Source organism: Neobacillus sp. 114, from assembly GCF_030127045.1.
Classification (GTDB): domain Bacteria; phylum Bacillota; class Bacilli; order Bacillales; family Cytobacillaceae; genus Neobacillus; species Neobacillus rhizophilus.
The window spans coordinates 3599138-3610142 of the sequence record NZ_CP126144.1 but is presented as its reverse complement, the minus strand read 5'-3'; the positions used below and the strand labels follow the sequence as shown (position 1 = coordinate 3610142).

Here is an 11005-nt window from a genome sequence, read left to right as displayed (position 1 = left end):
GTTTATGAATCATTCATGTTTGCGATTGGTTTTGCAGGTTTAATCGTAACCATTCTGTCATTTAACCGAAAAAAATAATCCACCCTTGAGTTAGTGACGGCTCGGGTGGATTATCCTACCAATATGCCGATCCCCTGCTGAGGGATCCGTCTATTGCTGGACCGGACATGTTACTGCATGTTTGGTCTTTTTTAAATTATTCCACATTTAATCATATTATAACTGATATTTATAAAAATAAAAATAATTACTACGAACTACTAGAAAGGTATTTTTAATACCAGACGTTGAGGATACGATTCTGTCCATGAATAATTGCAGATAAGAAAAGGACAGAATAGTAATGAAAGAGGAGGAATCTATGAAATGATTAAAGAAATTTACTGGAATGCACCGGTAATACAAATTCAGCATAACGATTTTGGCGAATGGGAAACAATGCTATGGACGAACAGGAACTGTTGGAAAATTGTCTTTGAAGCTTTAGAAAAGTATTATTCTGCAGAGGAATATCGAGCTATAGACGCAAATGGAGAGATAATGGAATACCCACCAAAAAAAGAACCTCATAAGTTTTAAGGGAGCCAGACAGCGAGGGCTCATTTTGTATTTGGGAACTCGTGTAACACTCTTAAAAGCTTCAGCTGAGAAAAAAAGATATTGATAATCTTTTATGGAAAAACAATCTTATGACTGCGTTTAGTTTAATGCATATATTATTGGTTCAATGTGGAAAACGATAGAAAAAAAGACCGTAACATGAAGGAGAACGGGTTCCTATTAGGAGTACAAAAACGTAATTAGCATTTCATTTTTTAGGTTCAAATCACATATGATTTGGACCCTTTTTGAGTAGAAAATTGTTTAGTTTAGTTTTAAGATGTTTGAATCTGGATAGTGAATATTTGTAGGAATTTAACACAATAGTAATAAAAAGTAATAAAAAGAACCCATCAGAATATCATTTAAATGGGAGGGGGAGTTAGATGGAAAATCAAATGGAAGCAAGACAACAGGGAAATGGAATGGCGGTATCGGCTCTGGTATTGGGATTGGTCGGTTTGGTATTGGGACTTGTACCGTTTTTGGGTTGGTTTATGTTGCCAGCTTGGATATTAGCCATTGTGTTTGGAGCGGTTGGACTTAAAAAAGGTCAAAGCAAAGGGATGAGTTGGACTGGAATTGTATTAGGTATCATTACGTTTATATATAAATTTGGGTTTTGGATATTGGTTGCCATTGGTGCCAGTACGAGTACATAAATATTTAAAACAACTGTTGAAGGAGTTCTTGAAGACTATCGAGTACAAGGCATTGCGACCAAACTATTTAACGAAGTGTTTGAATGGGCAGAGGAAGTTGGAATTTCAAGATGGGTTCGTTTTAAATGGAGAAAGCGTCCAATGGTTAAAAATTAACGGGAAATTTGTAAATGAATATTACCTATATAAATTGTTGTGATGCCAATAAATAAACAATTAAAGCACCTTCGAAAAGGTGCTTTAATAATGTCTAAATTACTGCTAAATTCCTTGCTAATCTCAGTCGGGACGATATCAGCAAAAGAGCAAGGCTCTAAGTTTTTAGAATTTAGCTTTACTACCAAAGTCCCTTCAGCAAAATTCGATACTCTTCCTGGGCTTCACTTGGCACTCCGCCATAATAGGCCGCCTGATAGTCTTGATTTAGCTTCTCCAGCAAATTTTTCACTCCATATTTCTTGCCTTCATATTCCAGCACCGTTTTATCCGGTGGAATCTCCTTTATGATTCTATTAATATATTCTTGGGAGGTCTCCGTTTTATGAACTGGAAAGCCGTTCTTTTTCCCCCATCTCTGCAATTGATAGTAGTACCAATAGACCGAATCATAATAAAAATGAGGAAATCTTTTGCGCCAGTTTACCTTTACGTTATTCATGAGGGCCCACAGTTTTCTTTTAAAATTTCCCCACCAGGATTCTTTTGAGATCACAACCTGCTTTGGTTTCATACCACTAATGGTTTGTTTATTTTTCAAAACCTTCACCAGTACGAACATGAAAACAGCCGACAGAACGACTGCAATTCCAACGATCAACCAAATGGTTGAAAAGGAGGATACCGTTTCTTTCACAGCATCATGTGCCATAACATCCTTTCGAGGTTCTAAGATTTCCATTTTTCCAATATGGGAGCCTGGAAATAATCCTACGACCCATAATATAAACCGTGCAGCGATTGACCCGGCCCACTTCAAGCCCTCCCAAAATCTTACTCCCACAGAAATCACAGCCTTATTAACGCCTGGCAGTAACAAAACCAAGGAAAAAAAAGGGATGGAGACGAGCGCCGCGATTAGTAAACTTGTGAGCGGCCCTGCATGACCGACCTTACGAATATCTGCTGAGTATCCCTCATCATCCTGAGCATGACTTTGTAGAGATAGGATCATCCCAATTAAACTTATAGCTATTGCTAAAATAAATGAAACATGTAGAGCGTCAACTTCCCAACCTTTTTTCATATAGGTGAAAGCGAACACAAGATACAAAATAATATTCACTTCAAAGCAACGCAGCATGTCCCGTCGTTTCGGCTTTTTGTCATAAAGACCAGCAATGCGAATCCATATAAACCCTGCTGCTATACTAATTGCTAGCCCAAAGAACCAGGCACCATCCGGAACGGAGATGGTCTTCCAATTTTGGTAAAGCACTATTCCCATAAAGAGAAGGTTTGCCATAACACCAACTAAAAAAGTCCTTTTAGAAAGGAAAACATTGAGAAAATAGCCGGCAATACCTGCAATCCACCACCATGCTGCACTGAAAGAAACGAACTTATTCCACTCCAGGCTTGTAAACAGTACAATAGTATAGTAGATCCATATACCTTCACTAAATACGACAATAAAAGAGTTAAGAATTCCTTTCATCCGTTCCATCTTCATGACCCCTCTGCTACAGAGCTGCTTGTCTTAAGAAAAATATCCAGTTTCTTAGCAGATACTTTCTCGGCAAAGACCGATTCCTGTTGATAAAAAAACCGTACATCTGGAAGCTTTTGTTTATATTTCTGGTACCAAAGAACATGGTCCTTCGTCACACTTTCACAAAAAATGAATAATGGCCCCGATAGAAGCCGGTTGAAAAGTAGTTCAGTCAGAACCAAATCGTTTTGGGGAACTCTTTGAGTACTTTTCGCCAATACATCTAGCATTTGCCCCAAATCGGGGTTTGGTGTGACGACGCTCATTTTTTCTCCCTTGTAGGAAATCGAATTAGTTGCATAACCAACCCGTATACCTTGATCATGGTATCTCACCGCAACCGAGGCAATCACAGAGAGAAACTCTTCAAACCTCTCAATCTGGTTTGTCGTGTATTTCTTTTGTTCCACCTGGTCATCATACAAGGTTCTATTCATAACAAAGCCAGAGACATCGCCATAGACCATAATCTGCTCCGACACCACAGGCTGATAGACATTTGTCTGAAGTCTCCCTGTCCGAGCACTTGCCCGCCAATTTAATCTTCTAAGCTCATCGCCTGACTGATAATCGCGGATGCCACTAATGATCAAAGGATCTTCCAAAAATCCGCCATTTTTTCCTTTTGCCGCCCATTGCATCGAAGGTCGAAAGGCGGGGAACATGACAGGGACCAATTTGGGATACACATATAACGGTTTAGTTAGTGAGTGCTCCTCCTCAGACTCTGCAAAGCGGAAGCCGTCACCCGATCGAAGCTTTACACTTCCCAAATCATACACACCGCGCCTGTGTGCTTTCCCGTCAATCGCCCATTTCACCCGCTGATGCGAGAGTAACCATAAAAATCGGATGAAATAGGTATCTCGCTCTTCTTCACCGATTGTAATGGCTTTATTTTTTGGAAACTCCCATTCCAGCCAAATTAAAGGAAGCCATTTATCATTAAAAACAGAAGCATGAAATTGAAACTCCTCGCCCGCAAATAACCTGGATTTAGATAGTTCTAGTGTTGGCTGAACCTTTTTCAAAGATTGGTTTTTCCAAGCTATAATGAAGAAGCCTAGGAAAATTAAAAAAGAACTCACCAAAATGAGCGGAACAAATCGAAACCAAACACCTACTAGAAAGAAAGCAAGCAGCACCCATATGGCATGCTTTTGAAAAAAATAACTTGTGTCTATGGCTTTTCCCGGCTTATCCGTTTCTTCCGTTTCCTGTTGAGTGGTTTGTTGATCCGCACTCATATACGAACTACCTCTTCATTTGGGATTTCCTGTGCAGCAAGGATATTGGCCAGGACATCCTCTGAATTCGTCCCGTTCAGTTGCGCTTCTGTTGTTAAAAAAAGACGATGACTCCAAACAGGCTTGACCATTTCCTTCACATCATCAGGTACAACAAACGTCCTTCCTTGCATAAGTGCCCATGTCTTCACCGTCTTATAAAGGGCTTTCGTTGCTCTCGGACTTACGCCAATGGATACAAGCGAATGATTTCTAGTCGCGTGCGCTAGCTCCGTAATATATTTTCGAATGCCTGCATGGACGACAACCTCTTGAGATTGCTGCTGCAGATGTTGAATTTGCAGTGGATGTAAGAGGCTCTTTATGTCCCCAAAAGGGGTTTCATCGCCAACCTGTTCAAGCATTAATTCTTCTTCCTCTTGAGAAGGATAACCTAAAGTTAGCTTCATTAAGAATCGGTCAAGCTGTGCCTCGGGCAGCGGGAAGGTCCCTTCCATCTCAACCGGATTTTGTGTTGCAAGAACGATAAAAGGTCTCTCCAACTGATAGGTTTGTCCATCAATCGATACCTGCCTCTCTTCCATACACTCCAACAAACTAGATTGGGTGCGAGGGAGGGTCCGGTTTATTTCATCAACTAAAAGTACATTTGTAAAAACAGGGCCTTTCCTGAAATAAAATTCACTCGTCTTCTGATTAAAAATCGATCCACCCAGGACATCTGATGGAAGCAGATCCGGTGTACACTGAATCCGTGAAAACTGACAGTCAAGGCCCTTCGCAAATGCTTTGACCATCGTTGTTTTCCCTGTACCGGGCAAATCCTCAAGCAGCACATGTCCCTCTGTTAACAGGGCTGTTAATAGCAGCTTCAATTCTTGTTTTCTACCAATAATGACCTTCGACATTTCCTGCAAGATCTCTTCCAAGATCTCTTGAGATAGATGTTTTGCCATTTGAATCCTCCTGAAAGCGGTTTACTATTATTATTTTAGCTTAATATTTTGAAAATTGATAACATAATATCTTCCATAGAAAAAGGATCAAGCAGTAGGACAGGGGTGGGGGAGTATGACCCTAATTTTCAATTTTTAGATGAATGGGGGAGTGGCTGTGACTTGAGAGGCATGCGATTTGTTGTCTTAAAAAAATGTTATTTAGCTAATATTTTAGTAAAATGAAAGTATGATGCTCGTAAATAACAGAATCTTTGAATGGGGGATCTATATGAAAGATTATGATGAAATACAAGTAACAAAAAAAGTTTTGAAATCTATCACTTGCAACAAATGTGGAAAGTCTAAAAAAATTACTGACTTCGGCTTCGAACAAGATGAATTCCATTCCTTTAATTTAACATTTGGATATGAATCAATGTATGATGAACAAAGATGGAAATTTGATATTTGTGAAAGCTGTTTGGTTGATTTTGTGAAAACTTTCAAACATGCTCCCAACATCATTGAAGACTAGTATTTGCTAGAAAAAACAATCCACCCTTGAGTTAGAAACTCTGGTGGATATTTTTTCGTGTAATTTAATCAGAGACATTAAAGAGAATGATTATTTTCAATCGCCCTTGTTAACTCTATTTTGACTAACTTCACCAAATGTTCCCTATTAAGCGAATTATCATTCTTGGTATAAACATTAAGATGTTCCAAATCACTTCGAATATAAACTCAACTAGGGTATCTTTAAAAAAGCCGTCTCTATTTCTTTTTTTATTTTTCATCTTCTAACTCCCAATAATCAATCGTTGTTTAACTATCGATTCTAGCAGATTGAAACTTTTCTTACTCACATTTCATTTTATATCATATAGAGCACCTTCCAGAACAAAAGGTACTCTATACACACGAATCATTGAACTCCTCGTTATTCTTTTCCACTAAACTCTAAAATATTTAAACCCTCAGATGCCTCTGGTGCTTCAAAAAATTTAGTAACATGAATAAACACCGCTTCCGTGTCGAAAGCCGCTCTTTCGGGTTGTTCGTTACGCCTTTGTGCAATTTGACGTAAGCATTGCTCGTTATTTAGATTAAGGAAAATTAGTTGATGGCTTGCATTGACCTCTGACACCATATCCAAAAACCACTTTCGCAGTTTTTGAGTGTTAGCTGGAAAATCCATCACTACATCTGTACCGACACTTAATATGTTTTGGACATGCTTTTTCACTAACGGCTTGATCTGCGCTGAGAATTTTAGATAGTCCTCAAATGATGCAATCTGATTGGGATAAAGAGATGAAAGCCATTCATCCTCAGACAACAGTACCGCATGTTTATCTATCGCCAATTGTTTTGATTTAGTTGATTTTCCAGCTCCCATTTTTCCGCAGAAAAAGTATAGCGTCCCCAATTGTTTCATATTTTTAATCCTCCGCGCTTATTTTCGTTTAAACTTTTTACTTCGTTTAGTTCCAATTTAATTATTCTCCAATTTCATTTATATTCCTTCTTTAACAAACCTGGTTTAGTTTAAGTGAAACCTCCACAATCTCCATGTGCAAGGGAATTGGACCAATGGACAGAGGAAAAATGGGAATAGCATTATGAAAATATCTTTTGATGATGGTGGCTCGGTTCCGGCTGTACCTAAAGCTAGAAGACGATGTCGGGTGGAGGGCTGTGATGGTATTCCTGAGCCTGATGAAAATTATTGTGATAAACATATTAGGGAACCTTAATTTCTTTAGTGGATTGGAGGGAAACTCTTTGTAGGTAGCATGGATGACTGCTCAAGCATAACAAGCTTTTTAAATAAAAAGCTCAGTTATAGCTTAATGTTGATTTCAATGTGTTTGAAATAAACGTAAAAATTCCGTTTAAATTGGGAAATACCCTTATTTCCTTAAAAATAAAGGAAGTTTTTTCGTTTATATGATTCAAATCTTTGGATTTTGTCTAATTTAGAGCGGTTAATCGGAATTTCTCCGCTTATATCTGCTTCTTAATCTTCATCTATATACATTAGCCGGAAATCCTCCGCCTATGAATTCTCATGCCTACACGAAAATCAACAATGAATAATAACAGAGCCAAATAAAAAAGTATATATGAAGGCTCAGAGCGTAAGACTCTGGGCCATTAAATAGTTACATTCTCTTCTTCCCGCATTTCTTTAGTTACATAGAAATATTGATTAGCAGATGCTTTTTTGGGGCTAATGAAAGGGGATTGAAATGGAATTAAGAGGTCATTCTTTTTTGCCAGGTGTTTTGATTTTTTTCAAAATGAGGTCTGTTGCTTTTTTTGGATGTAAACGATATAGGAAGTCCATGATTTTTGCATCGTTTCCGGCTAATACTCGGTATTTATTGTTTTCCATCCCTTTAATAATGAGCGCAGCCGCTTCATTTGGGCTGAGCATCTTATAGGAATGGTTGTCAGCTCCTTCGAATTCTATTTTCGCATTTTGGACGAGGTTAGTGTCGACTGCCCCAGGAAAGACGAGGGTTACGCCTACATTGGTATCTCTAAGCTCTAAATGCAGGCCTTCCGTAAACATTTTGACAGCCGCTTTTGAAGCGGAGTAAATCGATTGAAGCGGCACCGGAAGAAATCCACCCATGCTTGAGACGTTGGTAATGTGCGCTTCTGGTCGAATTAAAAGGTATGGCAAGAACGATTTACACATATAGAGCGTTCCATAAAAGTTGATATCCATGACTTTTTGAATATGATCATAATCAAGATCGTTGACAGTCTGAAACTGTTGAAGAATTCCCGCATTATTAATGATTCCATCTATGCAGCCGTGAGCCGCGATGATCTCTTCTGGAAGCTTTTCTACAGCATCTCTGTTAGCTACATCAGCCATGTGTGTCGAGAATCGCCATATACAGTAGCTAATGATTTTATTTCCTCTAGCCCGTTTTTGTGAATGATGGAAGCGACTTTAGTTCCTTTTTCCAGGAGTTGCCGGACGAGCTCTCTCCCAATCCCGCCACCAGCACCTGTTACGATAATCACTTTATTGGATACTTTCATCCTATACCCCCATATTTTTGTTATGTAAAATTACCTATTCATCATATGTGAGTAAAGTGGATGAAATTCTTCTTTTATGTGGTAGGAAAGACCTCTTTTTAATTCAATCGAAATCATCGAACAACAAAAGCAACAAATTGTGGATGAAGCTGTTGAAAGATTATAAGGAAGGGTCAGCCCCTGGCTAGTTAAAGCTTTAACTAAAGCCAGAGGGCAATTTTTGTAAAGAAGCCCCATCGAGAGGACATCAGGTAATTACAGCCATTGATATGTACCTTCCTTGAACATAGTTTTTACCACTGAATGACAGACAGTTTACCAGTTCATACCTGGATATTTAGGTTGAAATATAGAGTGTAGATTGTAAAGGATTACACTTAAAATAACGATGCAGGATACTTTTATAGTCCTATTGGTTTATTATGGTAAAATGTTAATTAAGGGAGGAGATGTTTTGAATAAATTCCTAAAAATTACAATCGGTGTTTTGAGTGTCATCTTATTAGGAATTGGTCTACTTTTAGTAGTCTTTCTAGTAGAAATGAAGCCTGATAAAGATGAAGAGGAAAAGATCAAGATTCAAGCAGAGCAATATTTAGAAGATAAATTTAATGATAATTTTGAGATTTATGACACTCTGTATGATAATATGGGGAACTTTGGATTTGATTATGCTGCTAAGGTTAGAGATAAGAAAAGTAATACAGAATTTTTAGTCTATTATGATAATGAAGCCGAACAAATGGTTGACACATATATTGCTGATAAATGGACGGGGGAGTTAGAAACTGAAATAGGTCCTTTTATTAAAGAGAATTTTGGAAAAATAACTGTGATCCATGTTTTCTTTAGCAATGATAGGATTGGGCAGGAATTGGGTATTGACCCTGTTAATCCTAGAAGTTATAAAGAGTTCGTCGTTGAACCGGCCATCCGTATTACGGTTCCTAGAAAAAGGACAGACTTGGACGAAAAAACTCTTAATGAGTTGATATCTTTATAAAAAGCGAAGCCAAATTGCAACATGGTTCGGTTATTATCGAATACATCGCTGAAAATGGAGTCATTTTAGATGATGAATGGGGTAAAGAGTTTTAATTAGATATGTATATTAATTAAGTGGTTGAAGTTGATTAAAATGAGTTTATTTCCAAATACAGGGGTGATTGATTATGCAAAGAAAATTTATTCTTCTATCCTATTTGTTGTTCCTAGTTCCTCTTTTATTTATTGTGAATTTTTTATTCGATATTATCACACTTGAGAAAATACAAGGATTACCAATATTTTTCCCATTTATTTTTTGTTCGGTCGGTCTTTTTTTTGCTTCAAAAGCGTTTCATATTAAAAGGAGTCCAATGGCTCTTGGTGCTATAATAGCAAACTCTGTTTTATTCTTGTTTCCATTTATTTATATGATGGGAGGAACTTTAATTTTTGGTGCTTAAAATTCAAAAATCCTATTCAGTTAATGAGGGAGGGGCTATCAAAATGAAAACGAAAGTCCATTTTCCGTTTATCTATTTTTATGGGAAACACGGGGACGGTTCTTTTGCCTCATTTTCCCTTGAAAAAACCAAGCGTTTTTAATAAAGCTTTACATAACAACCGCTTATATTATATTTTCGAGAATATACTAGTTTCACCATAAAGGAGAAGAGAAATTATTTAAAGAGGGGGAGAAAACAATTTGATAAATTATAATGGTCGTACATTTGTTTCAATTGAAAATACAGCTAACGGAGAAGTTTCATCAAAAACTTATTTTAAATATGATCAAGAGGGAAATATCATCTCAGCAACATATAGTGGGGGAGAAATCGTCAAAGGTTTACTGATTGGAATCGTAAATGAAGATGGCAGCTTAGAGTTTAGGTATAATCATATAAATACAAAAAATGAAATTAGAGGAGGAGAATGCGTTTCGACTCCTGAAATCTTAACTGATGGTCGAATTAAACTTTATGAGAAATGGAAATGGATTGATGCTGAGTCAACTGAGGGAAATTCGATCATTGAGGAAGTTGTAATATAAAATATTAAAAAATCAAAAAGTTTTACTTTAACCAACATGGGCTTTGCTAGAATAACCAGCAAAGCCTTTTATTCTGATTCCGGCATCTTTCCTAATCATCATCTGGCACAACAAACATCCTTCCTTGCATAAGCAATTTTCCTCTTTTTGACAAATGGATATTATGCGAATTATTAATAGAAGAAAATAAGATGAGAAGATTGAAAAATCACTTAAAATTTGTTGCCTAAAATGCAATAAGACTAAAGGATATTTGCGAAAAATTCAGAATATAATATACAAAAGGATGTAAGAAGGGGTTTATTTGAGACGAATAGCTGATTTAATGTGGGAAGGCTTTACTTTGAGACAGATTTTCCATAAAAAAATAGTTATACCGTATCTTCTGTTTTTATGTTTTCTTATTTTATTTGAAGTATATTTGATTATTTTTCTGTTTACATCACTTCAATTAATTGCCCCAATTGGTTATAAGGCTACTTTGTATTTTTACGGTATTGTATTATTTTTAATTTTCCTCTTTGGTTATTCAATAATGGTACTTATTGAAACCGTTAAGGGAATTAGAAGAAAAAAAGGTTTGCTTATATAACCAACCAATAAAGAGGTTGGTTTTTTTGTTTTATCGGAGCTGAAATTGGTTGAAAAGTTCCACTTCCGTGTTTAATGAAATATCTATTGATCCATTAAGAGTTGATGAAACTTTGGTCATTATTTCCGCAACTATAGTTATGCAAGGTAAGAGTTTAAATACT

The 11005-nt window shown here is 37.0% G+C and carries 13 protein-coding genes; 7 read left to right on the top strand and 6 right to left on the bottom strand.

The annotated features are described in order from the left end of the window. Positions 1-366: 366 nt before the first annotated feature. From QNN06_RS17605 to QNN06_RS31430, 3 genes are all read left to right on the top strand, one after another. The gene (locus QNN06_RS17605) at positions 367-579 is read left to right on the top strand and encodes a hypothetical protein (RefSeq protein WP_213119488.1); all 213 of its coding nucleotides are present in this window, start codon (positions 367-369) and stop codon (positions 577-579) included. A 407-nt stretch (positions 580-986) separates the two neighbouring features. After that, positions 987-1262 (top strand): hypothetical protein, encoded by a 276-nt coding sequence (locus QNN06_RS17600; RefSeq protein ID WP_213119489.1) that lies wholly within the window; start codon positions 987-989, stop codon positions 1260-1262. After that, on the top strand, positions 1263-1418 hold the full coding sequence (locus QNN06_RS31430; protein ID WP_481819266.1) for a GNAT family N-acetyltransferase: 156 nt from the start codon (positions 1263-1265) through the stop codon (positions 1416-1418). Positions 1419-1599: 181 nt separating this feature from the next. On the opposite strand, the gene QNN06_RS17590 is transcribed toward QNN06_RS31430, so the two are convergent. From QNN06_RS17590 to QNN06_RS17580, 3 genes are read right to left on the bottom strand one after another with little or no spacing between them, the layout of a single operon-like run. Beyond that, positions 1600-2925, bottom strand: a complete 1326-nt coding sequence (locus QNN06_RS17590; RefSeq protein WP_284035574.1) for a hypothetical protein — start codon at positions 2923-2925, stop codon at positions 1600-1602. A 2-nt stretch (positions 2926-2927) separates the two neighbouring features. Then, positions 2928-4217 (bottom strand): DUF58 domain-containing protein, encoded by a 1290-nt coding sequence (locus tag QNN06_RS17585; RefSeq protein WP_284035573.1) that lies wholly within the window; start codon positions 4215-4217, stop codon positions 2928-2930. Beyond that, on the bottom strand, positions 4214-5173 hold the full coding sequence (locus QNN06_RS17580; protein ID WP_284035572.1) for an AAA family ATPase: 960 nt from the start codon (positions 5171-5173) through the stop codon (positions 4214-4216). The genes QNN06_RS17585 and QNN06_RS17580 overlap by 4 nt, the downstream gene beginning before the upstream one ends. A gap of 271 nt (positions 5174-5444) precedes the next feature. Here QNN06_RS17580 and QNN06_RS17575 point away from each other — a divergent pair, with 271 nt between their 5' ends. Further along, entirely contained in the window at positions 5445-5690 is a 246-nt protein-coding gene (locus QNN06_RS17575; RefSeq protein ID WP_284035571.1) for a hypothetical protein, read from the top strand. A 405-nt stretch (positions 5691-6095) separates the two neighbouring features. Here the strand turns inward: QNN06_RS17575 and QNN06_RS17570 are convergent, their stop codons facing one another. From QNN06_RS17570 to QNN06_RS17560, 3 genes are all read right to left on the bottom strand, one after another. Further along, positions 6096-6593, bottom strand: a complete 498-nt coding sequence (locus tag QNN06_RS17570) for a P-loop nucleotide/nucleoside kinase family protein (RefSeq protein ID WP_284035570.1) — start codon at positions 6591-6593, stop codon at positions 6096-6098. Between the two features lie 828 nt (positions 6594-7421). Then, positions 7422-8045 (bottom strand): SDR family NAD(P)-dependent oxidoreductase, encoded by a 624-nt coding sequence (locus tag QNN06_RS17565; protein WP_284035569.1) that lies wholly within the window; start codon positions 8043-8045, stop codon positions 7422-7424. Further along, a complete protein-coding gene (locus QNN06_RS17560; RefSeq protein WP_284035568.1) occupies positions 8033-8215 on the bottom strand; it encodes an SDR family NAD(P)-dependent oxidoreductase in 183 nt (60 codons plus the stop codon). The genes QNN06_RS17565 and QNN06_RS17560 overlap by 13 nt, the downstream gene beginning before the upstream one ends. A 454-nt stretch (positions 8216-8669) precedes the next feature. Between QNN06_RS17560 and QNN06_RS17555 the strand changes: the two genes are divergently transcribed. The 3 genes from QNN06_RS17555 to QNN06_RS17545 all read left to right on the top strand — a co-directional run bounded on the left by QNN06_RS17555 (position 8670) and on the right by QNN06_RS17545 (position 10250). Beyond that, positions 8670-9218: a hypothetical protein gene (locus QNN06_RS17555; RefSeq protein WP_284035567.1), complete on the top strand. Its 549-nt coding sequence runs from the start codon at positions 8670-8672 to the stop codon at positions 9216-9218. Positions 9219-9387: 169 nt separating this feature from the next. Continuing rightward, positions 9388-9663, top strand: a complete 276-nt coding sequence (locus QNN06_RS17550; protein WP_284035566.1) for a hypothetical protein — start codon at positions 9388-9390, stop codon at positions 9661-9663. A gap of 242 nt (positions 9664-9905) precedes the next feature. Beyond that, positions 9906-10250 carry an avidin-fold protein gene (locus QNN06_RS17545; protein WP_284035565.1) on the top strand — a complete coding sequence of 115 codons (345 nt, stop codon included), beginning with the start codon at positions 9906-9908 and terminating at the stop codon, positions 10248-10250. Positions 10251-11005 lie beyond the last annotated feature (755 nt).